Here is a 25,785-nt window from a genome sequence, read left to right as displayed (position 1 = left end):
AGGTTCAATCGTTCCATTCCAACTCGTGGAGCGGAACTTCAAACAATCATTTACGCGACTTCGTGTCGCACCCACGGCGTATCTAAATGATGGATAGCTACCGCACGTTTTTGTGCGTTCACGCCTGTTCCCAACATAGAAGTAGAACCGAATATAATGCGAATACGTCCCTCGTTCATTCCGTCAATCATCGCCTTGCGGGCATTGTCGGTCTTGGCTTCCTGAATAAAACGTATCTCATGGGCAGGAATCTTGTGATCCTCTACCAACTTACGCTTTATCTCCGAATACGGATTCCACTCATTCGGCTTGTATGTTCCTAAATCTGAGAATACAAACTGTGTCCCTTTCTTTTCATCGTATTTAGTATAGTATTCCGCAATCTTAGCAGCACAATGCGATGCTTTATTATCTATATGGTCCCCATAGTGCTGGCTTATCATCCGCATATCCAATGACATCTTGCGAGCGTAGTCGGTAGCAATCAGCATCTTTGCTTTTTCCTCACTGTCCGATAGAGGCTCACGCCCGAGCAAGGTCGCATCTCCGCTTTTGGCAAACTCCATCAACTTTTGGATAAATATTTCCTGTTGCGGTGTCGGAGGAATATTGTACAATATCTCATTCTTCTCGGGTCTGTCGATACCGATATCTCTGGCTGTGCGGAAATCGGTAATTTCCGCATAGAAATTAGCTAATTCGGGTACTTTGATAAAATAGCGGAAACGTTCTTTTTGTACAATCTGATTGGTTACCGAAAACTCATAGTCAGTCGTTTTCTTGGCATAGATAGCTGCCCAAGCATCAAAAGAATTGATACCCTGATTCTCCAATTCTTTGGGACGAAGGTATTTGAATAGTAAATATAATTCGGTCAGTGAATTGGATATAGTTGTTCCCGAAAGAAATGTTGCTCCCAAATCTTTACCAGTGCGTTCCTGTATGGTACGAACCGCAAAGAGCATATTCAAGGCTCGCTGGCTACCTTCGGGATTACCCAATCCCGCCACACGGTCGTGACGAGTAGTAAAGGTCAGATTCTTGAACTGGTGGCTTTCATCTACAAATAAATGGTCTATGCCCATCATCTTAAAGTCTACCACATCATCCGTCCTATTCTTTATGGTATCGGCAAGAACACTTAATTTTACTTCTAAATTTTGTTTGCGGACTTCCAATCCCCTCAACATACGTTTAGATGCAGATTTGCCTGTTGTCAGTTCCAACACACGAAGATTTTCTTCTACCGAATCTAATTCGGCACGAAATATCTGTTGCTGCATTTCGGGAGATTGGGGCAGCTTGCCGAACTGATCGTGTGTGAGAATAACCGCATCCCAATTGTTATTCTTTATATCGTTGAAAATCTTTATCCGTTTGCTCGGTGTAAAATCTTCCTTGCCGGGATAAAGTATCTTCGCATTCGGATAGGCTGTTCTAAACGTATGGGCTATCTCGTGTACATTGGCTTTCAATCCCAATATCATCGGTTTATTGGCTAATCCCAATCGTTTCATTTCATAGGCAGCGATGCACATGATAAGGGTTTTCCCTCCTCCTACTTCGTGGTCGGCAATGCCACCGCCCATTAACTTCTGCATCCAGATACAATCTTTCTGACTCGGGTATAAATCGGGTATTCCTAAAGCTTTTAAATCCAAATCAGGAAAGTTTTGATGTGAGCCATCATACTGTGGGCGTACATAACAATTGAATTTCTTGTTATATAAGTCTGCTAGCTTGTTTTGGAAATCGGGAGACTGCTCGTTGAGCCAGTCGGTAAAGCCATTCCGTATCTCGTCTATCTTGGAGTTAGCTAACTGTATAGCTTCGGGATCGGCAACCTTTACTTTTTTAGTTTCTCCCTCTTTATCTACAACCTCAATCGTTTTCGTAATATTGGGAGAGGTATTTAATAAAGCGTGTTTCATCAGATGAATACCTGTAAATAGTTGCTTTTCGCTTTGTACGGCAAACTTTTCATTGATAATCAGATTACTCCTTTCGGCTGTCACTGTAAAATCATCCCGAGATGCGTAATATTCGATATTGACATTCGTTTCAAACAGTTGAGCTGCGAAATCCCGATAGGTCTGCATCGGTATCCAACGCTCTCCGAAGTTAAAATCCAGTTCTTCAAAACGTATCGGCTGTGGTATAGCATCCTGCAAAGCTTTGAGTGATATTTGTGAGGGTAGATCATTGGGATGATTATCGGCATAACTTTTGACCTGCTCTGCCTTTTCAATGACATTGCCTGCGATAAACTTATCTCGTATTTCATAATTTCCCAACATGGGATTAAAATAGATTTGCCCCTCTAAATCCTTGATTATATCCTCCCGATTTTTATTCTCCAAAAGAGAAGTCATATAGTCCAATCGTATTTCGCCATATTTATTGAGGGATGCGACTAAGGCTTCACGAAAGGTCTCGGTATGTTTTACTTCATCGGGGTTAAATGTTACAGGCTTTAGGAATATATCTGCTTTTTGAAACTTATCGTCTATCTGGCGTTCCAATGCGAGAATAGCATCGCCAGCCGTATCCATTTTAATGGTATCCAAATTCTTCTTCTCGTTCAGATTTCCATATAATCTGACAAAAGAATCGTAGGATGTATTTAGGCTTTTTCGTAAATCGGGTTCCTCAACCAAATTCTTCGCTTCAAAGTCATACAGATTATGGTAAGCATCTCGCAACTCAATATATCTACCGATTTTTGATTGCTGCATATCGGGCAAATCCAATGGTTGAAATATGGCTTCGGTTCGGTAACGCTCTTTGAGGTAGCCAATCTGTCCATCATCTTTTACTAATGAGCCCTGCTTGTGGTAGCTTTCCAACTCTCCTGTGAATGGACGAGATTCCATTGAGAGTTCGGGTGTCTCTACTTTGGTTGGCTCAATTTGTGACTGTGGCTGTGGCTCTGTCTTTTTCTGTTCCTTATTATTAGAGAACAGACTCAGTTGTACAGGCTTTTGGTTGGGTGGAGGAGTTCGTTTCTTTCCTCTGGTCGGTTTTATCTGTGTTCGCTCTGCTTCGGTAAATCCAAACAGATCGTATAATGACATCGTTGGTTGCGATACATTGAGTTCAATAGCTTTCGCTTTTTCTTCTGTTGGCTGTGGATTGCTATTTATTACAGGTGTGTTTTGAGTAGACCTTTGACTTGGTATTGAATGCTTATTGTACAGATTCAAATCAAGATTTAATTTAAAATCTGTATTCAGCATTTGTTTCAAATCAGCCGAAATACCCTTTACTCCTCCATCGTGTAAGAATATTTGTGCCGGTCTGCCATATGGATCGGTATCGGTAAAGCCTTTGGTATGTACGATGCGTTGTAGATTTTCAAAACTGTTATTTATGGTTATTCCCGATGAGAGATTATAAGTGGTCAGAAACTTCTTTTCCGATACAGATAATTCCTGCTTTTGTGTATTCTTTTGTAGAATAATCAAATCACTGCCCACTTCTGTTCCTGCATTTTCAATAAAGAGGTTATTGGGTAATCGGATAGCCGATACCAGATTGGTATTATCCATCAGCCATTTTCTGACTTGCTGATTATTAGGAGAGTTCAAGACTCCCTGAGAGGTAATAAATGCCATAAGTCCACCTTCCCGAAGCGTTTCTACTCCTTTGATAAAGAAATAATTGTGAATGGCTCGTGTAGAATCCCGATGCAATTTGTCCGTTTTCATAAATTCAGCATCGAATACACTCATCTCTCCAAAAGGAATATTGGAGGTAACCACATCGAAATGATTATTATAACGGCTCTCAATCGTTTCAAAGCCATCTACAATAACTTTGTCATCCGGATTGATATGAGATAGCATTTTACCTGTAAGCAGATCTTTCTCGAAATTGACCATATCTGCTTTGAGGTAACGAAAGGAAAATGCGGAAGAAAACTCGCCCATGCCTGCCGATGGGTCTAACAAGCTATTAATCTGTATGTCATTATCTCTAAAAGCATCTGCCAAAGTTTGTACAACCAAAGGAGGCGTATAGAAAGCCGTTAGTACCGAGTTCTTGATGCTGTTGATATATTGCTTATATTCTACTGCCGAATCAGTGTTGTCCCTGATAACCTGATGCAGTTCGGCAACCATCGGAAATAATTCCAACTCGGATTTAGCCCAATGGATGGTATCAACCAGACTATTTACAGGATTGAGTACACATTTGAGTCCTCCGAAACCTGTGTAGTCCATTAACACATCCTGCTCTATTTCGGTAACTCGTCGTTGTTCTTTTTCAAGGGTAAAAAGTACCTTGATGGCTTCTATGTTGGCTCTCAGATGAGCCTTTTTATTATAACTCATCTTCGTCCTCCAATAAATCAATTTGACCTACCAGTTCCGTATAGAGTTGGTTGTATTCAAAAGAATAGGCAAACTCATCATGTAGCGTGTATTCGGTAAATACTTCTTCACAGAGTGGGAGCAATTTCAGAGCTTTTGTATTGACTTCGGATTCGGACAGATACGAAAATTCTTCCCAGAGGATATGGCGAATCGTATCGAGTTTGGAAAAGAGCAGACCAGTATACAAGGCTTGACTAGCCGCTTCGCTGGCTCTATCATGCGAATAACCATCCTTTATAGTATTGGTGTAGGTTTCGGCAGCAATATCGGCACGGGATTTTATAAACTTGATGTCATCCGCTTTGTCGGGATGGCTTTCTTGAAGGTATGAACGGAGCAGTAGCCCATAATAGGACAACTCCTTTAAGTTATTCTTGGATTTCATTTTTTTAGAAAATTAGTGGAGGTCAATAGACCGTTTTTAGATTGTGTTACAGAGAATTTGCTTACAAGAAGCAGAACGGCACTTGGGTTTTCCGTCCCAAGTGCCTCCACTAATTTCTCAAAGTTACAAGCTAACCGAAGTACCTCCCGATACAGAGCAGCCTATGAAGTAAAGTTGTAGAAATCAGTGGTAAATATAGGGATTTATATTTATCTTCTTACCCCTCGGGATTGCTGTTGAGACTCTTCCTGTTCCTGCTTATTCTCCTGCTTCTCTTTTTGCTTTTCGGTAGGAGCAGTTTGCCCCTGTTCCAATGGCTCTTTCACTTTCTTAGTGGCTTCGTTGGTCTTACCCTCCGAATTAACGGCAACCTGTACTTTGTGCCTGTCATCAGGTTTAACGAGATTTTGCTCCAATGCTTTTTTGTAATCTGTGGCAAACATGAAATCAGTTTTACCTTCTTCGGGCTTCCATGTGATGTAGCCATTGTAGTTCTTACCATTCCTATCAGTGAGTCCGCTTACATAAACCGTTTTACCTTCATTGAGACTGGCTCGTTGGTCTTCGGTCAATTCTTTTTTGCGAAAGGTCTTGGGGGCTTCGCCCTGTTCTTCCGACTGATTTTGAGACTGGTTCTGCTTGGGGTTATTATTAAAATGAATTTCTAATCCTCGTCTATCGGCATTTATCTGAATAGTAGCACTGAAGAATGTATCTTTCTTCGATTTCATATCTTCGAGATACACACCTTTTCCTTCGGCAAGGTCTTTCTTTTGCTCATCGTTCAGTTTCACACCTTTATACTCATCAGGTATTTTTATCTTGTCGGCACGAAGGGCAACCAATTCGTTGGTCAGTTTGTCAACCGAAACAAAAGCCTGCATCTTCATACCCTCTTTGGGTTCTATCTCAATCAATCGTCCTGCATTGCCTGTTTGACGAAGATTATCTTTATCCTCTTGTGTGAAAGTTGCTCCCATAAATGGATAGTTGAGTTCGGGAGCATTGCGTATATTGTGGATACGCAGTTTGAGATTGCCTTCAGCATCTTCCCGAAACGAGAGGCGTGCATCGGAATAGACCGATTCGCCCAATGCTTCGGTTTTAATGGTAACCAATGTAGGAGATTTTTGCCAGTTGAGCATGGGTTCAAGGTTACCGAATTTCTCTAACTTTTCTTTAGTAATGCCAAGTTGGGCTAACTGATCCCAATTGATGCGGGATTCGTCCAATGCTTGATATTGTTTTGGAGCAAAGGCTTCGGGCAATACTCTGTATTCGTCAATCTGTTCTTTGTTGGATGGACTGTCGGGATCGTTCAGCATTTCTTTCAAAACAGGAAGTATGCTATCCAACGAATCTAAGGGGAGTTTAAAGAATTGGAAATGTGTCGGATCTTTGTACTGGTTCAGGAAGTTTTTGAAGAAGTTCTCTAATAAGTCGGAGTTCTTATCAATCTTCAAAAAATCAGGTTCATTTTCTTTGGTGGGTTTTGTTGTTTTGGGCGTTCCGTCTTCGTTGATACCCGTAACAGCTTTGAGGTCATTACTGTCTTTTTCTGTGACCAGCAGAATTTCTTGGTCGTTTACTTTTTCATTCATTATAATTGAAATTTAGTGTTGCATCAATAGCAATGCTTCACTAAATTAGAATGAATGGGTGTGTATATGGCTAATATTTAAGCAACTGTCATCAGATGACATCTGGTGTCATCATTTGTCTGGGATAAAGCGGACTATATATATAATGTTTCACATAAAGTTCGTAACTTTGTAGCTTTCAGTGTAATATATTCAAGTCGTTTATCATGGATAGAATAGATAATGCATTAGACCATTTATTTGTTAAATCAAAAGGGGAAATAAATTCTCGAATAGAACAAATTTCATTTAATGTTGATATTGCTGATACACAAGCAAAAGCTTATTGTCATTGTCTTAAAACTGATGCCAATGGAAATTTACGTGTTAAGGATCTAGTCGATTTTATTGACACTAAAATAGTAGAGTATGCAATACCTAAAAAAGAAATAGATGAGGCAAAGAAGTATTTTATTGAAACTAATTCTCCATCAAAGATAGATGCTTTAAAGAAAAAAGCAAAGGGACTTTTTACTGATTTGGAGAAAACAGGAGAAGGTGGAGAAATTTTGTTGTATATATTGGTTCAAGAATTTCTCAAACTGCCACAGTTAATAAGTAAGATGTCTCTAAAAACATCTGGAAAGCTACACTATCAAGGAGCAGATGGAATACATGTAAAATATGATATTATGACAGGTTTTCTAAACTTGTATTGGGCAGAGGCTAAAATGTATCAAAACCTTAATGATGCGATAACAAAATGTTTTGAAAGTTTAAAAGGTTTTTTACTCGACCCGCAAGGATATGGCACGACACAAGAGAGAGATATACAACTAATAACCTCAAATATAACCTCTAACATAAATAATCCTGAATTGGAAGATATGTTAGTGCGGTACTTTGATAAAGATGACGATCTATCGAATAATGTAGTATATAAGGGTATTTGTTTTATTGGTTTTGATTGCGACAAATATCCTTCAGAAGGGGACTTAACTAAAACCACTATGATGATAAAAAGTCTTATTGAAACAGAACATCATAATTGGTATGAAAAACTAAGTGATAAAATAAAAGCTCACGTAAATCTAGAAACAAAAGAAATACATGTTTTCTTGATGCCTTTCCCTTCGGTTGCTCAATTTAGAAAGTATTACATAGAAACTATACAATGATGATTGCAGATAAAATATACAAATTGAATAGCTTTAAGCGACAATACGAAGCATTGCTTATTTTATCAGTGTGTGATACAATGCCTCAATTAGCTTGGACATATGACAGGAGTTCGTTGCTGGGAGTAATTGATTGGTCTAATATTTTAGGCATAGCTTCCATATTAAGCTATTCAACAAACAGTCAACATTTAGAAGCTGCTCTAAGAATCGCTCAAACTTGTTTGACTTTGGATAGTTGCACAGGGAATGAAAAGAATGCATCCGCTGTAATATTAGATAGTCTGACAAATAAACTAGCTATCAAAATGGCGATAGATAGACAATACATTAATTCAGACTACAAAAATAATTATCCGGTTCCATTAAAAATACAGAAATATAAATCCGATTTTGAGCACTCAATTCTAATAAATAATCAACTAATATCTTTAAATAGATTTCAAAAGGATGTTTATGATGCTCATACAAATAATGGCACAATTAGTATCTCAGCTCCAACATCTGCAGGAAAGTCATTTATTCTCTGTACTATTTTACTGGAAGAATTATTGGATGGCAATAAGAATATTGTCTATTTAGTTCCAACACGAGCTTTGATAAGTCAAGTTGAGGCAGATTTGAGAGGATTGGTAAAAAAGAACAAAATGGAAGAGAAAGTCAATATCTCTACTGTTCCTCCACAGGAAGATATAGATCGAAATAAATCAAATGTATTTGTTTTTACCCAAGAAAGGTTACACTGGTTTTTAATAGGAGGCGAATCCATTCCAATACATATGCTCATTATTGATGAAGCTCATAAAATAGAAGATGGAAATAGAGGTATTTTACTTCAGCAGAAATTAGAAGAAACGGTAAAGCGTAATCCAAAAGTAAAAGTGTATTTTTCAAGCCCGTATACATCTAATCCTGAAATATTGCTTGATAATGTTGTAAATAATAGTAAAAAAGATAAAGTAAATACACAATTTGTAGCTGTCAATCAAAATTTAATCTATGCAACACAACGTTCTCGTAAACCAGACCAGTGGCGACTGCAAATGTGTACTGTAGAAAAATCAATAGATATAGGTACTATCAATTTAAAAGATAAGCCAGCAGGAGAACTTCATAAAATTGTTCTTATTTCTGAAAGTTTCTCAGATGGTCAGAGTGGTAGCCTAATATACTGCAATGGTGCTGCTGATGCTGAACGAACATCTTTGCTATTATTTGATCTATTGGAGCAAAACCAAGTCTCAGATGAAATAAATGAACTTATAAAATTAGTAAAACAGATTATACACCCCAACTATACGTTAGCTAAAGTTCTACAAAAGAATATTGCTTTTCATTATGGTAATATGCCATTATTGATTAGACAAGAAATTGAAAAACTTTTTACAGAAGGTAAAATAAAATACCTCATATGTACATCAACCCTTTTAGAAGGAGTTAATTTACCTGCAAAATCTATATTTATAAGAAGACCTACTAGAGGACGTCGCAACCCTCTTAATCAAAATGATTTTTGGAATCTAGCTGGTCGTGCAGGCAGATGGGGCAAGGAATTTAGTGGGAACATTATATGCATTGAACCCAATACTTGGGATATAAAACCTGAACCCAATAAATCTAAACAAGTTATAAAACGAGCAATTAATGTTATAGAAGAGGAAGGAGATGAGTTCCTGAAATTTATACAAGACTCAGCACCACGCAGTGAGGCTAATAGAAGACAAGATTTAGAATTTGCATTTGGGTATTATTATATTCGATATATAATTAATAAAGAAGCAATCCCTCAAACACCTTTTCACAAGGCTATATTACTAGAACTTCAGAAAATAGCTCCAACAATACAACTTCCTGACTACATTATAAAACGTAATCCGGGTATATCTCCATTAGCACAACAAAAGTTATTTGATTATTTTGGGGATAACATTAACAGAATAGATGAATTAATACCTGTTTATCCCAGTGATGAAAACGCATTTGAGGAATATACTAATTTGGTTGGACGAATAGGTAAGACAATATCTGAATATCCTCACATGCTACATGCATCTAGAGCGATTCTTCTTATAAATTGGATGACAGGAAAACCATTATCATATCTCATAAATAGCAGTTATAAGTCTTATCAAAGCAAGTCAAAGTATAAAGATGTAAAAACTCTCCCTGTAGTAATTAGGGAAGTGATGGATGATGTCGAAACTTTTGTACGATTTAGGTTTGTAAAAGATTCTAGTTGTTACATAGATATTCTTCGTTATTTTTTAGAATTACATGGGAGACAAGATTTACTTGAAGATATTCCTCAATTAAATTTATGGCTGGAATTTGGGGTTTCTCAGAAAACCCATTTGTCATTATTATCGTTAGGATTAAGTCGAAATACTGTCATAGAACTAACCAAATATATTATTAATACTCAGATGTCTAAGGCGGAAGGTCTGGTTTGGCTTAAAGAGCAGAATTTAGAACAATTAGAACTATCCCCAATAATTATTGAAGATATAAAAAAGGTTCTATGAGGAGGAGACTATCTATAACTTACTAGAATATTTGAACTTCGGAATAACTCCAATAGTATCCATATATATTAGAATATGGATACTATTTTCTAAGTAAAATCTATTTCTTTACCAACTTACTCAACTTCGGATCTTTCATAATCCGGTCCATTTCCTCCTCGACAATATTTGCTATATCTTTCTTGATGTCATAATAATTATTCTCAATAACATCTTTCATTGGTTTATCATAAACTTCCTGAAAGTCCAGAATAACAGGCATTTGCTCGAATTTCTTCGTTTCAGTAGATACCTTTTCCGCATCTACAACAATCTGAGCATGAAATATCTTCTGTTCGATTCGTTCCTCAAAATTATCGGAAACGGAACCTACAAACATACCTTGAGTAAGTGTCGAAATCTTAGACGCCGGAATCAAAGCATCTAATTGTGTATTTATAGTGGTAGATTTATCCTGCTTGTTAATTGTCATAGATTGCCGTTTCTGCAATACCTTTCCGAATCGGTCAGATAGATTTTTGGCAGTGTCGCCAACCACTTGTCCCGAAAATATATTACCAACAGTATTCATTACAACATCCGCTTCTTCACGCCCATAGTCACGAGTCAACTGTGATATATCCTGAAAACCCAAACAAACAGCCACTTTGTTACTTCGGGCGGTTGCTATCAGATTATCCAATCCCCGAAAATAGATAGTTGGCAACTCATCAATAATAACAGACGATTTAAGCAAGCCTTTCTTGTTGATTAACTTTACGATACGAGAGTTGTACAAGCCTAAAGCCGCCCCATAAATATTTTGCCTGTCGGGATTATTTCCAACACATAATATTTTCGGAGCATCGGGATTGTTTATATCCAACGTAAAATCATTGCCCGACATGACCCAATAAAGCTGTGGGGAAATCATTCTCGATAAAGGTATTTTAGCACTGGCAATCTGCCCCTGCAACTGCTCTTGTGCATTTCCGTGCCATGCATCCATAAAGGGAGAAAGATAGTTTTCCAATTGTGAGTAGGATGTTAGAATAGGAAATATCTCTTTATAAGGCTTGTTCAGAAATTCAATCGCATGAGGGAAAGTACAATACTTACCACCATCATATAATTTGAGATACCAAATAATGGCTGCGAGTAGGATAATCGGCGATTCTACAAAGAAGTCGCCCTGCTTCTGAATCCATGTCTTATTGAGGTTCAACATAATTGTATAGGCTGATTCATAGGCATCTGAGATGTCAGTCATAAATTCGGGAGCGATGGGATTACAACGATGACTACACTCAGGATTATCGAAGTTGATAACATAAAACTGAGGATCAACCTCATATCTATCTGCATATTGCAACATCTTATTGTAGGCAATAGTCGATAAATCAGGATACTTAAAGTCATAACAGTACAGAGCAAAACCTTTACTAATCTGTTGGTCAATATAATTATTAACTACTGCAAATGACTTACCACTACCGGGAGTCCCCAACACTATCGTTGCCCGAAACGGATTGACGACATTAATCCAACCCTTGTGTTGTTTCTTCTGATATTGAAATAATGTAGGCAGATTGACCGAATACTCATTCTCCATGAGCTGTGTTTCCTGCATAAAACTTTCGTTCTCCATATTGAAAACATCATCCATCAGGTTCGTTTTCAACAATCTACTCATCCACAATCCACCCATCAGCAACAGAATATAGCCAATTGTCATTGTAAATATATACAAGGCAGTATTGGCTATCAATGGCAGAGGTAAAGCCAATATCCACCAATTGAGAAAGAAGAATATAAACCCAAAGAACAGGAATATGTATATCTTATTCCATGTTATTTTTTCCTCTTTTACACCTTTCGTACCTAAACAGGATAGAGCCAGAAACACCACTGCGAACAGCTTCGTCCAAAGGATATGTGAAAACAATCCTGCTGTATTCTGAAAGTTGAGTAGGATTTTATCTACTACACCGATATTAATACCACCATCCAATATTGCTTGGTAACAAAACCAATAAATATGGATTACTACAAATAAAATACTAATGGCTCGCATAAATTCCATTACTTTGGCGAGTCCTCTCAAATCATCCTCGTTCTGCATATTCTTTATAAATTAATAGTGTTGATATTATTGTAAAACAAAATAGGTCCATGACCTTAAAATCCTCTGAATTTCATACGTCTGCGTTTCTTCTCTTCGGCTTCCATCCTTTGGGCAAAAGCTTCATCTTCGTAGTTTACCCCATGTTGCTCCAAAAGAGACGGAATAAGTGTAGAATCTTGGTTATTTTCATAGTCTGTGTTCTCTACAAAATTGTCTTTCTGTTTATCTGAATAGTTTGTTGTAGCCTGCCGTTCATTGGGACTATCATTTTTGAATAACTCGTTAAATACATTCGCCGAAAACTCCTTGCCCATCTTTGAGCCATTGAACACTGTTTTATTCTGATGGTCTATAAAAGTTGCCCCATAAATACGACCTTCGGCATTCTCCCGAAATACAAGGCTAATTCCATTTTTAGCCAAATCATTTAAGAAATTCTGTTTATTCGTATAATTATCTATTGCAGAACGGGCTACCAATTTGGGCGAATCATATACCTTATTCTCCTTCATATATTTAGCCGAATACTCCAATCTACTTTGCAAAGCATCATAGCCAACACTCTTACTCATTGCCGAAGCCTTGATCGGATTACAGACCTTTTCGCCATTGGCATCTGTTGCCGAATACACCAAGCCATTATAGCTTTTACCTTTTGCTTCGCCTTTGACTTCCTCTACCGTAACCCCATAGAGTGAAAGCAAAGCCCGATACTCATTGACCGATTGAAAACGGTAACCTTTGATAAGTGCTTTGGCTGTGTTGGCTATCTGCTTTTTCACATCTCCCGATTGATAATCTACCCGTTTGGGTGTGGGTAAGTCTTCGGATTGCTTTTTCTTTTCAGCAGTATGTAGATTATAGGTCTTCTCCAATTCACGAGTGATTTTTTTCGATTGGTAGAAATTATTGGAATCTCCGATTTTCTTTCCATTCTCATCTACATTTACAGTCACGATATGAATGTGCTGTCTATCCAAATCCTCATGTTTATATACAATATAGGGCTGGTCGCCCAATTCCATTTTCTGCATATAGCTTTGGGCAATCTCGCTATACATCTCATCCGATACCACATCATCGGGATGAGGATTGATAGATATATGCAATACTGGCTTTTCTGTATTTTTATTTGCATCCAAATAGGGAGCAAAGGATTGATGCGCCAGATACATATTTACAGAACCATCCCGATTCATCATCACACGATTACTAAAAAGCACCTTCGCCTGTTCCTCTTTTACCTTCTCCTGATTGTAAGATAATGCCCCATGTAAGGAACTTCCTTTACCTATTTTTGCAACCATAAGTGTCCGTATTTCCGTTCAAACTCATCCGTTAGTAGCATCATTTCCTTTTGTAAAGCCACCAATTCGAGTGTGGCTTTTTCCAGTTTATAGAGAAAAGCCAATGCTTTTTTCTCCGCAAAATTTGATTTCAATGCCTTCACTACCTGATTATAATTCGTTCCGATGGCACGGTACTGCCCGAAAAAAGTTGTCATTCGCATATAATAATCCTGCACCCCCTTGTCAATCTTGACCACTTTTATGGGTCTGTTGAAAATGCAGGAGGTTATAAAATGGGCTTTGACTGTTTCTCCCGACTGCTCGAATAGAGACAAAAACTTATCATTCTCATCTACATTCATCCGAATGGAGTAGCGAAATACGGCAGGCTTCTCTTTGGGGTTTCTGCCGCCTTTTCGTCTACCTGATTGATTGTTTTGCACCATAGCTATATAAAGATTTAATAAATAAAAATCATGACTTCGGAATGATTTTCTCCCCTGTAAGGGGCAAGGGTTTTGAGCGGCTAGAAAGTATTTCGGGCGGCTCAAAACATACCTTGCCGTATTCTGACGAATACTAAAATCCATCCTTTGATGGATTGCCACAAAAGCTAATTTCGGGACGAGATTAGCCAACCCGAAAATGAGAGATTATCATCACGCTACAAAGGTAGAGTCCATTAATCAAAAGGTTATCATAGACTTATCGGACAAATGATGACAACAGATGTCATTAGATGACAGTTAATTTAGAACCGATAGAATCTACCCGATTTCTATGTTGTTTTGTGTGAATTAATCATTGAGTTAGCGAACCGATTCGTTCAATCATTCTTTCAGTATTGAGGTCTTTCAGTACCTATTGAATAATACCCCTAATTCTTGACTGCACTAATTTCTGAATGTGTTAAATCAAGAATGAATACAGAAAATAGTGTATGATTTATTGAATGGACTACTGAGTGAATTACCCCATGAATTAGTGTCATCATGATGTCACTAATTCATTAGAACAGTAGAGAATGATTGAGTTCTATCATACACAAATGTGTAATGGAATACATGGAAGAATGCCATAACTAACTCGTGATTGACAGAATTAACAAATGATTGAATTACTTAATTAAAACAGTATTGTATGAAAGAAAAAACATTATTCATCGCCATTTCTACCCAAAAGGGAGGAATCGGCAAAACAGCTTTGACCGTATTATTATCCAGTTACCTGCATTATTCGCAGGGCTACAATGTGGCAGTTGTCGATTGTGATTATCCGCAATATAGTATCAATGGTATGCGATTGAGAGACAAGAGGTCTGTTACCGAAGATCCGCATTACAAATCGCTTTTCTATAAGCAAAGTAAGACCCTAAACAAAAGGGCTTACCCCATCGAAGTGAGCCGAGCACACGAAGCTATTGAAACAGCAAAAAAGATTCTCCAAGAATCGGAAACCCCTTTAGACTTCATTTTTTTCGACTTACCCGGCACAATGAATGCCAAAGGCGTATTGAGTACCCTTGCTCAAATGGATTACATAATAACGCCCATAACCGCTGATCGTATGGTTTTGGAAAGTTCCTTAGAATATGCAGGGCTTATCAATGAACAGATTATAACCACCGGAAAAGGAAACATCAAAAGTCTGCATCTGCTTTGGAATCTGGTCGATGCTCGGGAGAGCAATCATCTCTACGATGTGTACGAGCAAGTGATCGATGAATTAGGATTGCAAGTGATGAAATCCTATTTGCCCGATACGAAACGTTTTCGCCACGAAATAACGACAGAGCATAAGCCTGTTTTCCGCTCCACGCTACTGCCTGCCGATAAGCAACTAATTAAGGGCAGCAATTTGGATCAGGTTGCAGACGAACTTCTGGCTATCGTGAAGGGAGGTGGCAATGGCTAAAAAAGAGAAAGAGACAGAAATTGATGAAGATTTCCTACTGGCATCTATCGGGGATAAAAAAGAAGGAAAAATTCCGATTGAGAAAGAAGAAAAGGTCGAAAACGTTGAACCTCAAAAGGTAAAAGAGCCTGCACCCAACAGACGGAGCAAGCGAAGCAATAATACCGAAGATTATGCTACCACTTTCTTGTGCCGAAATGAAATCCGTGAGAGAAAAAGCATCTATGTCAGCCAATTGGTACACGAGAAGGTCAAGTTGATTATCAAACGTATAGCCGATGATGATGCCTCTGTGGGTGGATATATAGATAATGTACTCAAACATCATTTGGAAAAATATAAGGAGGAGATAAATACCTTGAATAGAAACGAGAGAGACGATTTAATTGACTTAGACCTATGGTAGAATTTATAATGATTGGGTGTATTGTTGGCATTATTCTGATAAAACTATCGGAATACAACATATCCATCCGAAAAAACACTGCTGCACCTAAAAAGGATGAAGAAAAATCCGAAAAGAAGGGAAAACGAATCGGACGAGTCGGTAAAAGTATGCCCGATAGAAGACAAATGATGACATTGAATGACAGTTACTTAGAAACGGATGGAACAGAAGAAAAAGGACATACATTTGACCCGTCAAAGGATGAGAGTGAGCCTGAACCGAAGGACTTGGTCATAGATGCCGACCCCACAGAAACAGTAGTTGATGAGAAAGAGGAAGAAGACGAAATTACTGCATACACAGGGGAAGAAGTTTATACTGCCGGAGGGATGGACTACGATGTAATGATGAATACTGTTGGAACTATTAACAGCAAGACCGCATCCGAAGAAGAGGAGCAACAGGCAGGAAAGGTTTTGCATGAAAATCGCAACACCGAATTGGTTGACAAGATGGTTTCGGCAAAAGGGGAATTATCTGTCAGGATAACATCACTCATCGGACTTCGTCTTCAACAGCACGCAGAAGAAAATGCAGGCTATGTTGAGTCAGGTCTCGCTTCTCATCTGAATGAGTCGGAAGAGTATAAGAATTTTAATGCCGATGATTATTTCTAACGAATGGTAAATAAAGAAAGGAGGTAGCCTATGCAGATGTAAGTGTAGAATTTAAGAACCACTAATTTTTTCGAGTTTTCAAGTTTAACCCAACTATGGGGACGATCCAATCCCCATAGTTTTTCAAATTAATTTTATGAGTAAGAAACTATTTTTTCTATTTGCTATATTGGCAACCGGTACATCGCTATTCGCTCAGGGAAATGGTATGCAGGGGATTACTGATGCCACCAATATGGTAACCAGCTATTTCGATCCGGCAACCAAACTTATTTATGCTATCGGGGCAGTCGTAGGACTCATCGGAGGCGTAAAAGTGTATAGCAAATTTTCGAGTGGCGATCCCGACACCTCTAAAACAGCGGCTTCATGGTTTGGTGCATGTATCTTCTTGATAGTTGCAGCTACTATTCTTCGCTCATTCTTCTTATAATCAGATTGATTATGGCAGAATATTCCATTAACAAAGGAATCGGAAAGCCTGCGGAATTTCGGGGTTTGAAATCTCAATACCTGTTTATTTTCGCAGGAGGACTATTAGCTGTATTCGTGGTCTTTGTGATTATGTATATGAGCGGCATTGACCAAATGATTTGTATCGGATTTGGCATAGTGACGGCAGGAACGTTGGTCTGGGGCACATTTTATCTCAATGATAAATATGGAGAACACGGCTTGATGAAAATACAAGCCACAGCCAATCATCCCAAATACATCATCAGTCGCCTACGAATACAACGACTATTTATTCGGATTAAAAAGAAGAAGAAAAAATGAGGAATGTACTAAAAGCAGCAACTTTGGAAAATAAATTTCCGCTACTATCGGTAGAACACGATTGTATTATCAGCAAAGATGCCGATATAACGATTGCTTACAAAGTGGAGCTTCCCGAGTTGTTTACAGTAACGTCGCCCGAGTACGAAGCTATGCACGCATCGTGGCTAAAAGCCATCAAAGTGTTGCCCAATTATTCGGTGCTGTTGAAACAGGATTGGTTTATACAGGAAAACTATCAGGCTGAAACTCAGAAGGAAGATATGAGTTTCTTGTCTCGTAGCTTCGAGCGTCATTTCAATGAACGTCCCTATCTGAATCATACCAGTTATTTGTTTCTGACGAAAACGACAAAGGATAGAGCCAGACAGCAAAGTAGCTTCAACGCTCTGACTCGTGGCTTTATGGTTCCCAAAGAAATTCAGGATAAGGAAACAAGTCTGAAATTTTTGGAGAGTGTCGAACAGTTTGAACGCATTATCAACGATAGCGGATTTATCAAGTTGACGAGACTGACAACCGATGAGATTGTTGGGACAGAAAACGAAGCAGGCATTGTAGAGAAGTATTTTTCGCTATCTCAGGAGGATACCACTTGTCTGCAAGATATGTCGCTCGGAGCGGGAGAAATGAAAATCGGCGATAAATATTTGTGTCTGCATACGTTGTCCGATGCCGAAGATCTACCGAGCAAAGTAGAAACGGATATTCGTTATGAACGATTATCTACCGATAGAAGCGATTGCCGATTATCTTTTGCTGCTCCGGTAGGTGTACTCCTAACTTGCAACCACATCTACAATCAGTGGATTTTTATTGATGACCATACGGAAAACCTGAAACGATTTGAGAAGCAGGCACGTAATATGCATTCATTGTCGAAGTACAGCCGTTCCAATCAAATCAATAAATCTTGGATTGAAGAATATCTGAACGAAGCCCACAGCTTTGGTCTGACTTCTATCCGTTGCCATTGCAATGTGATAGCATGGTCGGATGATTACGAAGAAATGAAGCGTATCAAAAATGATGTGGGTAGCCAGTTGGCTCTGATGGAATGTAAGCCCCGACACAATACAGTTGATACTGCAACTTTGTTTTGGGCAGGCATTCCGGGAAATCAAGGCGACTTTCCGAGTGAGGAAAGTTTCTACACATTTATAGAACAGGCTTTGTGTTTCTTCGTGGCTGAGACGAATTACAAATCTTCGCCATCTCCCTTCGGTATCAAAATGGTAGATCGGGTAACAGGAAAACCACTCCATGTGGATATATCCGACTTGCCCATGAAGAAAGGAATTATTACCAACCGAAACAAGTTTATACTTGGTCCGTCTGGTAGTGGTAAATCTTTCTTTACCAATCATATGGTCAGGCAGTATTACGAGCAGGGAACGCACGTTTTGTTGGTAGACACAGGTAATTCTTATCAGGGCTTGTGCGAAATGATTAATCGCAAGACCAAAGGAGAAGACGGTGTTTACTTCACATATACGGAGCAAAATCCCATTGCTTTTAACCCTTTCTATACCGATGATGGCGTGTTCGATATTGAGAAACGAGAGTCTATCAAAACTTTGATTCTTACACTGTGGAAGCGGGATAACGAACCTCCGAGCCGTGCCGAAGAAGTGGCATTATCCAATGCGGTCAGCTTGTATATTGATCGGCTCAAGTATGACAAATCGGTCGTTCCTTCGTTCAATACCTTCTATGAGTTTGTGCAAACGGACTATGCAGCAATCCTCGATGCGAAAAAAGTTCGGGAAAAAGATTTTGATATTGCTAACTTTCTGAATGTACTTGAACCCTACTACAGAGGAGGAGAATATGACTTTTTGCTGAACTCGGATAAGCAGTTGGATTTGTTAAATAAACGCTTTATAGTCTTCGAAATCGATGCCATAAAAGACCATAAAATCCTCTTCCCGATAGTCACAATCATCATTATGGAAACTTTTATAAACAAAATGCGTAGGCTAAAAGGCATCCGAAAGATGATATTGATAGAGGAGGCGTGGAAGGCAATTGCCAAAGAAGGGATGGCAGATTACATAAAATATTTATTTAAAACTGTCCGTAAATTCTTCGGGGAAGCCATTGTAGTAACGCAGGAAGTGGACGATATAATCTCGTCTCCCATTGTCAAAGAAGCGATTATCAATAACTCTGACTGTAAGATTCTCTTGGACCAACGCAAGTATATGAATAAGTTTGATTCAATACAGGCGATGTTGGGATTGACCGAAAAAGAGAAATCGCAGATACTATCCATCAATATGTCCAACAATCCGAATCGGGTTTACAAAGAAGTCTGGATTGGCTTGGGAGGTATGCAATCGGCGGTTTATGCTACCGAAGTTTCATTGGAGGAATATTACACGTACACCACTGAAGAAACTGAAAAACTCGAACTTTTCCGTTTAGCCGAAACGTTAGGCGGAGATATTGAACTCGCTATAAAACAACTGGCAGCGAGTAAGCAGAAACATTAAATAAGCAACAGAACGTATTTAATGACGTGTTTTCCAGTGATAACAGACTGTTGCTGTTATGCTTGCAAAGTCAACAAATAGGTCTGAGACCTTAATCATTTTTTATTCATTAAAACAATATTCAATATGAGAACAAAAATCTTCATGTTGTGCGTGAGCCTTGTGCTTTTCGCTGGCGAAATGAGTGCCCAATGGGCAGTGTTTGACCCGTCCAATCTGGCACAGGGAATCGTTAATACCACCCGTCAGGTGGTGCAGACTACAACGACGGCTCAAAATATGGTGTCGAATTTTAAGGAGACAGTCAAGATTTACGAGCAGGGGAAGCAGTATTACGATGCCCTAAAGTCTGTCAATAACTTAGTTAAGGATGCAAAGAAAGTGCAGAAGACTATCCTGATGGTAGGCGATATTTCCGACATCTATGTAAATAACTTCCAAAAGATGATGTCCGATCCCAACTACACAGTAGAGGAACTCAATGCCATTGCTTTAGGTTATGCTAAGTTATTGGAGCAAAGCAATGATGTACTGAACGAACTCAAAGGAGTGGTCAATATTTCTACACTGTCATTGACCGACAAAGAACGGATGGAAGTTGTCGACAGTGCTTATGATCGGATGCTGAACCTTAATCGGCAATTCAATATAAGCACTTAATCGCACAAAAATTGTTACCTGTCGGCAATTCAATACAGACATTTTTTGTTACCTTTCGGCAATTCAATATAAGCACTTTTGGTAACAAATTGAACTATATTAGCTATCGGAATGGCAATAAAGGTTCATAGGTATATGTACCTTCTTTATCATGATAACTTTTTTGATACATCATCATCCAATGTGATGAATCTGTATTATAAATGTCTTTTGATTTATAAATGTACACATATACATTTGTCGGCTTATCATGGTATTTCATATCTATATTACTCATAGTTCCAACCAACGAATGAAGTAAATCTTTTATTTGCTCATCAACAGTTGCTGTGTCAACCAAAGCTACACGCAAAGATACTTGTGATTTAGCAGGTACATCATAACGCTTACTTTCCAGAACTTCATATTCCGGTAACTTTGGCTTGCCTTTAGTACCCCAATCTGTTGCAACTCCAATAATAACAGATGTTGCCAATAAAATGAGTATTATCCCAATAGCTATTAAACAGCCTTTATTTTTCATATTTGCCATATATTATCTTACTACTATGATTTCTTTGTATTTGCCCCAATACAAGGTACAGCTTTCTTACATCATCAATGAACACTGGAAAAGGTTCGTGTATCTGCCTGCCTTTCATTATACCTTGTTCCCAAACTTCTTCGTTGGTTGAACATGCCAGCCAGCTTGTCCTGTCTTCAAGATTGCTCTGAATACGCTTAATTACACGAAATTCAGATGTTTCAATAACATAATCTTGCCCCGGTATTACTTGCCTTTTATCATACACCTCCTTCAATGCAACCAACGATCCCGGTTTATAATCTGGCAACATACTATCACCATGCACCGCCATCACAGCTGTAGCATCCTGAAAGAAGTCGCCCGCATCAACCATTTCGGTGGGATATGTACCGTCCATATTAGCAACGGTCTGCGTACCAGCTTCTACTATGCCATCAAAGAAAGGTATCAATTTTCTTTCATAACTATTATTTGATTCTGAAACAACACGTACATCTTCTCTGATATCTGGGAAGTCCTTTGTGTTTGTCTTTAGCATCGAACCTTGACCAGTAAGAAGCCACATTGGATTTAAATCCACACAAGAGGTTAATATATTTTCTATCGCATCAGAATTTAGAGGTCTATACTTATTACTTCCTTTAAAATTGCCATAAGTCATACCAATGCCCTCTACGAAATCCGACTTGGCAATCCCCTTATAATCAGCATAGGTTAATATTCTTTCCTTTATGTAGGATAAATTATTATCCATTTTGTTTGTTTAGGTTAATTAATTATCTATATTTGTACCATTATTAATACAAAGTTATCAAAAATATGGAACTATCAAATCTTTTGAAATTCAAACAACACGGTGATGCAGTACGCATTGCATCCATTGTAAACAAAAGTAGGCGTGAGCGCGGCCAAAAAGCCTATTCGGCCGAGGCCATACGCAAAATGCTGAATGGAACACGCACAATGAACGATGAAGTAGCCGAAATAGCTACACGCTACTATCAGGCGCAAAGCGCGATAATGAACTAAACCCTATTACCAACCTCCTAAAAAGCAAAGCGATGATACGAAAAACAACACGTCCGATTGTAGACAAGAACACAGTGATAGGAACAAAAACAGAATACCGCCTATTGGGTATTCTGCTTTACCGAAAGGAGTTGTACACCCCTGCCTGTTACGGATTTAAAGTATATGAGTTTTACCCATCTATCTGATTGTCATTCATACTGATTAATTTTTTGAGTTAGACAGCCTAAAGTTAATCATTTATCCCGAAAGTAGCAGGCTTACAGGTGGTTCGAGGCCACCACGGGAACAATGTTATTCACCAATAAAAAACCAATTATGAAAAAATTATCAATCACATTGACTGTCAACGAACAACAAACCTGTCATTCTGGACTAAATCCGTGGATGCGAACAAACCGAAGTAACCGCTCATCATCTGAACAAAATGGTAATAATTGCATAACCGCTTCAATTTGCATTGAATATGAACCGACACAAACGGAGTTTTTGAATCAAACTCTAGGTCTACTTCTGAAACAGGTTGATCAAAGAATTCAATCTGATATTGAAATGGACAAGATTTTGAAAGAGGTGAAAGACCAGTATTAAGAAGGCTTTCGATGGTGCGCCGGCGACTTTTATCGCACACTTCTGCTTCGAAGTAAATATTAAGATCTACCATATTCATCATTTAAAAATTTAATATCCACAAATATAACCAATTATGAACCAATTAACCAACATCCAAACAATGAGCAGCCGCGAGATTGCAGGTCTGACAGGAAAGAGTCACAACCATGTAATGAGAGATATCCGCACGATGGAACCGGCATGGGTAAAAGTTACTGGGACCAAATTTGGACTCAGTGCATACAAAGATGCTACAGGCCGCACATTGCCTATGTACCAGCTATCTAAAACCGAGTGCCTGTATATCGCTACCAAGTTCAACGACGAGGCGCGTGCGCGTCTGGTGATACGCTGGGAAGAACTGGAGCAGGCAGCACAACGTACCGCCCTGCTGATCTACCAGCCCGAGAGCCTCGAAGAACTCACACAAGACTTCCTGAACCTGATGTACAAAGAGCTGGTGCGCATACCCAACCAGCGCACCCGCGTGCGCATGGCAGGCCTGATAGAATACTACACAGCCATGATAACCGCTAAACCATTGAAGCCATGAAAGCAACAACATGGAGCGTGAAGGAACTGCACATCCTGCGCAAGCATTACCCCGACATGGCTACACTGACCGGCAAGCTGAAGAAAACAGCCTACCGCATCAACAAGAAAGCCGGGGAACTGGGACTGATGAATCAGGCAACAGTAAGCAGTAAGCCGCTGGCGGTGAACAGCAAACAGCCTAAGCAGCCAAAAGAGGCTGCCGGAAGGCTGTATGAGCCGCAACGCAGGCCAATAGCGGAAATAGAGGCCGAAATAGCACAGGTGGAGGACCTGATAAGCAAGGGCATAGAAGCCGGGCAAGCATGGAACCGGGTGATAGACCGTTACAACTCCCTGTGCTGGGAATACGACAGGGCCTTGAAAGCCGGCACCGACACAAGCCGGAAAAACAAACTTAAAGACTTGGTATTATGAACGAAAACCGTATTAACGCAGATGCCTTTGCCTGCTGGTATGTGAAGAACAAACCGTATCTGAGAAATATACTGATGCGCACATATACGTTCGACGAAGATATCTTGAGCAATGTGTTCTTTAGTATCTACAGCCGTATCCTTAACGAAGGCATCAGCATAAAAGACTATACACCTTATATGTTGAGGGCTTTCAAGTACAGGTACCTCACCTACCGGAAGAAAGCCAGCCGCCTGGTACTGGTAGAAGATTACAACCAACTACAAAACAGCTACTATTATGAAAGCTATTGAATTGATTTATAAAGAAATGTATAAGATAAAAGGGCAGCCCGACAGGATTGTATCTTATACCGGACGAGAAGGTAACCGATATTGGTTTACAGATATAAACGGAACATTTTGGATGAATGAAAAACAAATAGAAACTCTTATAATAAGCGTATGAAAGCTAAACTATCTATCATTCTATTCCTGCTGGCGCTGGCGCTGATGGCAACCAACAATATCGTACAGGGCCTGATATCCGTAACCCTGTTGGGCATATCCACACACCTGATGAATACAGGCAAAAAGGAGGTGGAAAAGGCTGTTGATGAGTTTGAAACAAAAATATCGGAACTATTTAAACTAAAGTAATATGAAAGCAAAAGTAACCTGGAGAAACAAAAACCCGTTTTGCCCGCGCTGGGAAGATTTGGGAAGGGTATCGGAAGCCGAAATAGCTGATGATATGGAAATAGAAACCATCATCAGGTATGCTAAAGAAGCCACACCCGATGGGTTCTGGCTGCATACGATAGAGACACCTTACCATACTGTCACCTACAACTATAACGGTGATTTAGTGAATGGATAAAATCCTAAACGGTTCGCGGCCGGGTTCGATTCCCGGCATAGGAACAAAAAAATATAATATGAAAACAAGCGACATCATAAACTATAATTCACAACTGTACATTTCGCAGGATTACATCCTGGACAATACAGGCATGAGTAAAGGTTATCTGCGCAAAGCCAAATGTTTGGCCAACAAAGGGGCTTATTCGTGGACACACCAGGATATACTGAACGCTTGCTACTTTTCGTACAACAATCTGCCGGCTACCGTGCAAAGCAAGCTGTTGCCGCTGGCCCAACTGATAGAATATGCAAAGGAAACAAGCGATGACAGCACAGCCATCGTTGCAGCTGCCCGGCAAAGCAGCTATACAAAATTTCTTCCGGCATTCAAAAAACAGGACATTGCCACATCGGCAGCCATCATACACGAAGCCAGCCTATATATAGCGATGAACAACATTTCTTTCTCCAAATCAGCCTTCTTTGAAAAGCTGGCAAACGAGATTGATATTCAACAAATAAAGTACCTGCCAAAGACCTGGCGCAACCTGCGTGACAAAATACAGGCATACGCATCAGGAACACCGATCACCGACATCATCAAGGAAAAGAACAAAGGCAACCGGAACCGCGCAAAACATGTAAATAATGATATACTGAAAAGCTGGCTGGTTGGCCTGATTGAAAGCCAGAAGAACTATTCAGCAGCATACATATTCAGGCAAATACGCAGGATGAGTGTACAGCATGGCATGACAGACTTTCCTTCGGTTCGCTGGATTAGCGATTACCTTACTTTGCCTGAAATGCAATACATCACACAGCAGCGTTACGGTGCAAACAGCAGGTTCAACCACAAATACCGCGCCTATGTGCCAACACAATCGGCGCTGTTTGCCGGCGACTGCTGGCAGATAGACGGTACACGTGTGAATATCATCGACCACCGGGCCACTTACATCAACAAAGACGGTAAAAAGGTGACAGGACAAAAGTTCCTATATATCATTGCCGTGCGTGATGTAATGAGTGGTATGGTTCTGGGATGGGAATACTGTTACGAAGAAAGCGCCACGGCTGTAATCAATGCGCTGGCAATGGCAGTGCGCACCGCCGGGTATCTGCCTTATGAATTTATATACGACCGTTTCCCCGGGCATAATTCGGCAGAATGGCAACGCATCGAAACCTATATGCGCATAGCCGGCACCATAATGACTGTGACACACAAGGCTGATGGCAAACCACACATCGAACGTTGGTGGGATACGCTTCAGAACGTGTTCATGATGGATAGTGATCTGTATTATGGTGAAGGTATCAAGTCAACACGCAGATATGCACACAGAAGCAAAGAATATGTTGCAAGCATGCGCAAATGGGCTACAGACAACAAATTCAATTACGATGATGCCTGCCGGGAAACCGACAATATTGTCTGCAGATACCTGAATACACCGCT

General features: G+C 39.4%; 25 protein-coding genes and 2 pseudogenes. 19 read left to right on the top strand and 8 right to left on the bottom strand.

The features are described from left to right. Positions 1-71 precede the first annotated feature (71 nt). From D0T84_RS16315 to D0T84_RS16305, 3 genes and pseudogenes are all read right to left on the bottom strand, one after another. Positions 72-4,334: pseudogene (locus tag D0T84_RS16315) on the bottom strand (N-6 DNA methylase); the annotation flags it as partial. Beyond that, a complete protein-coding gene (locus D0T84_RS16310; protein ID WP_163308928.1) occupies positions 4,324-4,761 on the bottom strand; it encodes a DUF1896 family protein in 438 nt (145 codons plus the stop codon). The pseudogene D0T84_RS16315 and the gene D0T84_RS16310, both read right to left, overlap by 11 nt. Before the next feature lie 209 nt (positions 4,762-4,970). Beyond that, complete coding sequence (locus tag D0T84_RS16305) at positions 4,971-6,362, bottom strand: DUF3945 domain-containing protein (protein WP_163308927.1); 1,392 nt, start codon at positions 6,360-6,362, stop codon at positions 4,971-4,973. 206 nt (positions 6,363-6,568) lie between these two features. Here D0T84_RS16305 and D0T84_RS16300 point away from each other — a divergent pair, with 206 nt between their 5' ends. Together D0T84_RS16300 and D0T84_RS16295 are read left to right on the top strand one after the other, a co-directional pair. After that, positions 6,569-7,519: a DUF1837 domain-containing protein gene (locus tag D0T84_RS16300; protein WP_163308926.1), complete on the top strand. Its 951-nt coding sequence runs from the start codon at positions 6,569-6,571 to the stop codon at positions 7,517-7,519. Beyond that, positions 7,516-10,041, top strand: coding sequence for a DEAD/DEAH box helicase (locus tag D0T84_RS16295; protein ID WP_163308925.1), 2,526 nt, complete (start codon positions 7,516-7,518; stop codon positions 10,039-10,041). Before D0T84_RS16300 ends, D0T84_RS16295 begins: the two co-directional genes overlap by 4 nt. A gap of 100 nt (positions 10,042-10,141) precedes the next feature. Here D0T84_RS16295 and mobC read toward each other — a convergent pair whose 3' ends face one another. The 3 genes from mobC to mobA are packed head-to-tail and all read right to left on the bottom strand — an operon-like array spanning position 10,142 to position 13,880. Next, the gene (gene mobC, locus D0T84_RS16290) at positions 10,142-12,142 is read right to left on the bottom strand and encodes a conjugal transfer protein MobC (RefSeq protein WP_163308924.1); all 2,001 of its coding nucleotides are present in this window, start codon (positions 12,140-12,142) and stop codon (positions 10,142-10,144) included. A 56-nt stretch (positions 12,143-12,198) separates the two neighbouring features. After that, positions 12,199-13,452, bottom strand: a complete 1,254-nt coding sequence (mobB, locus tag D0T84_RS16285) for a conjugal transfer protein MobB (RefSeq protein WP_163308923.1) — start codon at positions 13,450-13,452, stop codon at positions 12,199-12,201. Next, the gene (gene mobA, locus D0T84_RS16280) at positions 13,437-13,880 is read right to left on the bottom strand and encodes a conjugal transfer protein MobA (protein ID WP_163308922.1); all 444 of its coding nucleotides are present in this window, start codon (positions 13,878-13,880) and stop codon (positions 13,437-13,439) included. The genes mobB and mobA overlap by 16 nt, the downstream gene beginning before the upstream one ends. A 694-nt stretch (positions 13,881-14,574) precedes the next feature. Between mobA and D0T84_RS16275 the strand changes: the two genes are divergently transcribed. From D0T84_RS16275 to D0T84_RS16245, 7 genes and pseudogenes are all read left to right on the top strand, one after another. After that, a complete protein-coding gene (locus tag D0T84_RS16275) occupies positions 14,575-15,348 on the top strand; it encodes a ParA family protein (protein ID WP_163308921.1) in 774 nt (257 codons plus the stop codon). Next, entirely contained in the window at positions 15,341-15,754 is a 414-nt protein-coding gene (locus D0T84_RS16270; protein WP_163308920.1) for a DUF3408 domain-containing protein, read from the top strand. The genes D0T84_RS16275 and D0T84_RS16270 overlap by 8 nt, the downstream gene beginning before the upstream one ends. Then, a complete protein-coding gene (locus D0T84_RS16265; protein ID WP_163308919.1) occupies positions 15,748-16,413 on the top strand; it encodes a hypothetical protein in 666 nt (221 codons plus the stop codon). Before D0T84_RS16270 ends, D0T84_RS16265 begins: the two co-directional genes overlap by 7 nt. 136 nt (positions 16,414-16,549) lie before the next feature. Then, positions 16,550-16,846 (top strand): DUF4134 domain-containing protein, encoded by a 297-nt coding sequence (locus tag D0T84_RS16260; RefSeq protein WP_163308918.1) that lies wholly within the window; start codon positions 16,550-16,552, stop codon positions 16,844-16,846. A gap of 11 nt (positions 16,847-16,857) precedes the next feature. Further along, on the top strand, positions 16,858-17,190 hold the full coding sequence (locus D0T84_RS16255) for a DUF4133 domain-containing protein (protein ID WP_163308917.1): 333 nt from the start codon (positions 16,858-16,860) through the stop codon (positions 17,188-17,190). Continuing rightward, positions 17,187-19,685: a TraG family conjugative transposon ATPase gene (locus tag D0T84_RS16250; RefSeq protein ID WP_163308916.1), complete on the top strand. Its 2,499-nt coding sequence runs from the start codon at positions 17,187-17,189 to the stop codon at positions 19,683-19,685. The genes D0T84_RS16255 and D0T84_RS16250 overlap by 4 nt, the downstream gene beginning before the upstream one ends. 126 nt (positions 19,686-19,811) lie before the next feature. Continuing rightward, positions 19,812-20,309, top strand: a pseudogene (locus D0T84_RS16245) (DUF4141 domain-containing protein); the annotation flags it as partial. A 139-nt stretch (positions 20,310-20,448) separates the two neighbouring features. Here D0T84_RS16245 and D0T84_RS16240 read toward each other — a convergent pair. Further along, positions 20,449-20,868 (bottom strand): hypothetical protein, encoded by a 420-nt coding sequence (locus tag D0T84_RS16240; RefSeq protein WP_163308914.1) that lies wholly within the window; start codon positions 20,866-20,868, stop codon positions 20,449-20,451. Then, on the bottom strand, positions 20,858-21,625 hold the full coding sequence (locus D0T84_RS16235; RefSeq protein WP_163308913.1) for a S24 family peptidase: 768 nt from the start codon (positions 21,623-21,625) through the stop codon (positions 20,858-20,860). The genes D0T84_RS16240 and D0T84_RS16235 overlap by 11 nt, the downstream gene beginning before the upstream one ends. Before the next feature lie 65 nt (positions 21,626-21,690). Between D0T84_RS16235 and D0T84_RS16230 the strand changes: the two genes are divergently transcribed. The 10 genes from D0T84_RS16230 to D0T84_RS16185 form a co-directional block, all read left to right on the top strand. After that, positions 21,691-21,900: a hypothetical protein gene (locus D0T84_RS16230; protein ID WP_163308912.1), complete on the top strand. Its 210-nt coding sequence runs from the start codon at positions 21,691-21,693 to the stop codon at positions 21,898-21,900. Between the two features lie 32 nt (positions 21,901-21,932). Further along, positions 21,933-22,088, top strand: coding sequence for a hypothetical protein (locus tag D0T84_RS16225; protein WP_163308911.1), 156 nt, complete (start codon positions 21,933-21,935; stop codon positions 22,086-22,088). Between the two features lie 130 nt (positions 22,089-22,218). Then, positions 22,219-22,491 carry a hypothetical protein gene (locus tag D0T84_RS16220; RefSeq protein ID WP_163308910.1) on the top strand — a complete coding sequence of 91 codons (273 nt, stop codon included), beginning with the start codon at positions 22,219-22,221 and terminating at the stop codon, positions 22,489-22,491. A gap of 115 nt (positions 22,492-22,606) precedes the next feature. Continuing rightward, a complete protein-coding gene (locus tag D0T84_RS16215; RefSeq protein ID WP_163308909.1) occupies positions 22,607-23,065 on the top strand; it encodes a Rha family transcriptional regulator in 459 nt (152 codons plus the stop codon). After that, the gene (locus D0T84_RS16210; RefSeq protein ID WP_163308908.1) at positions 23,062-23,481 is read left to right on the top strand and encodes a hypothetical protein; all 420 of its coding nucleotides are present in this window, start codon (positions 23,062-23,064) and stop codon (positions 23,479-23,481) included. Before D0T84_RS16215 ends, D0T84_RS16210 begins: the two co-directional genes overlap by 4 nt. Beyond that, positions 23,478-23,774 (top strand): hypothetical protein, encoded by a 297-nt coding sequence (locus tag D0T84_RS16205; protein WP_163308907.1) that lies wholly within the window; start codon positions 23,478-23,480, stop codon positions 23,772-23,774. The genes D0T84_RS16210 and D0T84_RS16205 overlap by 4 nt, the downstream gene beginning before the upstream one ends. Next, positions 23,761-23,928: a hypothetical protein gene (locus tag D0T84_RS16200; protein ID WP_163308906.1), complete on the top strand. Its 168-nt coding sequence runs from the start codon at positions 23,761-23,763 to the stop codon at positions 23,926-23,928. Before D0T84_RS16205 ends, D0T84_RS16200 begins: the two co-directional genes overlap by 14 nt. After that, positions 23,925-24,119: a hypothetical protein gene (locus D0T84_RS16195; RefSeq protein WP_163308905.1), complete on the top strand. Its 195-nt coding sequence runs from the start codon at positions 23,925-23,927 to the stop codon at positions 24,117-24,119. The genes D0T84_RS16200 and D0T84_RS16195 overlap by 4 nt, the downstream gene beginning before the upstream one ends. 1 nt (position 24,120) lies before the next feature. Further along, positions 24,121-24,339 (top strand): hypothetical protein, encoded by a 219-nt coding sequence (locus D0T84_RS16190; protein WP_163308904.1) that lies wholly within the window; start codon positions 24,121-24,123, stop codon positions 24,337-24,339. After that, positions 24,332-25,785 (top strand): DDE-type integrase/transposase/recombinase (locus D0T84_RS16185; protein WP_163308903.1); only part of this gene is annotated, 1,454 nt, incomplete at its 3' end. The genes D0T84_RS16190 and D0T84_RS16185, both read left to right, overlap by 8 nt.

It is taken from the genome of Dysgonomonas sp. 521, assembly GCF_010501055.1.
Classification (GTDB): Bacteria; Bacteroidota; Bacteroidia; order Bacteroidales; family Dysgonomonadaceae; genus Dysgonomonas.
Note: the sequence above shows the minus strand (reverse complement) of the source record. Positions and strands in the feature narration are given on the sequence as shown.

Bases quoted from the DNA above. Each gene is read 5' to 3' on its own strand.
- D0T84_RS16210 (WP_163308908.1), top strand. From the start codon at position 23,062: ATGAAAGCAACAACATGGAGCGTGAAGGAACTGCACATCCTGCGCAAG.
- mobB (WP_163308923.1), bottom strand. From the start codon at position 13,452: ATGGTTGCAAAAATAGGTAAAGGAAGTTCCTTACATGGGGCATTATCT.
- D0T84_RS16250 (WP_163308916.1), top strand. From the start codon at position 17,187: ATGAGGAATGTACTAAAAGCAGCAACTTTGGAAAATAAATTTCCGCTA.
- D0T84_RS16295 (WP_163308925.1), top strand. From the start codon at position 7,516: ATGATGATTGCAGATAAAATATACAAATTGAATAGCTTTAAGCGACAA.
- D0T84_RS16235 (WP_163308913.1), bottom strand. From the start codon at position 21,625: ATGGATAATAATTTATCCTACATAAAGGAAAGAATATTAACCTATGCT.
- mobA (WP_163308922.1), bottom strand. From the start codon at position 13,880: ATGGTGCAAAACAATCAATCAGGTAGACGAAAAGGCGGCAGAAACCCC.
- D0T84_RS16260 (WP_163308918.1), top strand. From the start codon at position 16,550: ATGAGTAAGAAACTATTTTTTCTATTTGCTATATTGGCAACCGGTACA.
- D0T84_RS16270 (WP_163308920.1), top strand. From the start codon at position 15,341: ATGGCTAAAAAAGAGAAAGAGACAGAAATTGATGAAGATTTCCTACTG.
- D0T84_RS16220 (WP_163308910.1), top strand. From the start codon at position 22,219: ATGAAAAAATTATCAATCACATTGACTGTCAACGAACAACAAACCTGT.
- D0T84_RS16225 (WP_163308911.1), top strand. From the start codon at position 21,933: ATGATACGAAAAACAACACGTCCGATTGTAGACAAGAACACAGTGATA.
- D0T84_RS16215 (WP_163308909.1), top strand. From the start codon at position 22,607: ATGAACCAATTAACCAACATCCAAACAATGAGCAGCCGCGAGATTGCA.
- D0T84_RS16195 (WP_163308905.1), top strand. From the start codon at position 23,925: ATGAAAGCTAAACTATCTATCATTCTATTCCTGCTGGCGCTGGCGCTG.
- D0T84_RS16230 (WP_163308912.1), top strand. From the start codon at position 21,691: ATGGAACTATCAAATCTTTTGAAATTCAAACAACACGGTGATGCAGTA.
- D0T84_RS16275 (WP_163308921.1), top strand. From the start codon at position 14,575: ATGAAAGAAAAAACATTATTCATCGCCATTTCTACCCAAAAGGGAGGA.
- D0T84_RS16300 (WP_163308926.1), top strand. From the start codon at position 6,569: ATGGATAGAATAGATAATGCATTAGACCATTTATTTGTTAAATCAAAA.
- D0T84_RS16265 (WP_163308919.1), top strand. From the start codon at position 15,748: ATGGTAGAATTTATAATGATTGGGTGTATTGTTGGCATTATTCTGATA.
- D0T84_RS16190 (WP_163308904.1), top strand. From the start codon at position 24,121: ATGAAAGCAAAAGTAACCTGGAGAAACAAAAACCCGTTTTGCCCGCGC.
- D0T84_RS16255 (WP_163308917.1), top strand. From the start codon at position 16,858: ATGGCAGAATATTCCATTAACAAAGGAATCGGAAAGCCTGCGGAATTT.
- mobC (WP_163308924.1), bottom strand. From the start codon at position 12,142: ATGCAGAACGAGGATGATTTGAGAGGACTCGCCAAAGTAATGGAATTT.
- D0T84_RS16205 (WP_163308907.1), top strand. From the start codon at position 23,478: ATGAACGAAAACCGTATTAACGCAGATGCCTTTGCCTGCTGGTATGTG.
- D0T84_RS16200 (WP_163308906.1), top strand. From the start codon at position 23,761: ATGAAAGCTATTGAATTGATTTATAAAGAAATGTATAAGATAAAAGGG.
- D0T84_RS16305 (WP_163308927.1), bottom strand. From the start codon at position 6,362: ATGAATGAAAAAGTAAACGACCAAGAAATTCTGCTGGTCACAGAAAAA.
- D0T84_RS16240 (WP_163308914.1), bottom strand. From the start codon at position 20,868: ATGAAAAATAAAGGCTGTTTAATAGCTATTGGGATAATACTCATTTTA.
- D0T84_RS16310 (WP_163308928.1), bottom strand. From the start codon at position 4,761: ATGAAATCCAAGAATAACTTAAAGGAGTTGTCCTATTATGGGCTACTG.